Source organism: Lysinibacillus sp. GW823-FHT02G10, from assembly GCF_058797135.1.
In genome coordinates this window covers 1-210 of the sequence record NZ_JBXAJI010000029.1, presented here as the reverse complement: position 1 = coordinate 210, position 210 = coordinate 1, and the positions used below count along the sequence as shown (strand labels likewise).

Sequence of the window (210 nt, the reverse complement as noted above, 5' to 3'; positions counted from 1 at the left end):
TGCTTTTTCTCCATGAGCTATTGTTTGTGCTGGGATTGTACTTCCTCCGTCTACATCAAAGCTCACTGTATGTGTCACGGGATTCCATTTTGCATAAATCGTTGTGTCCCCTGTAATCACAGTATCAAAATTAAATGGTGTATTTCCCGTACTGCTTGTATACCAGCCAATAAATGTATGTCCCACTTTCGTTGGTGGAGGTGGCTCCGT

The 210-nt window shown here is 42.9% G+C and carries 1 protein-coding gene; it reads right to left on the bottom strand.

Annotated features, from left to right (window positions below; all coding sequences use genetic code 11):
• A partial coding sequence (locus tag AC1RFD_RS22415) for an InlB B-repeat-containing protein (RefSeq protein ID WP_492475287.1) occupies window positions 1-210 on the bottom strand: 210 nt, incomplete at both ends.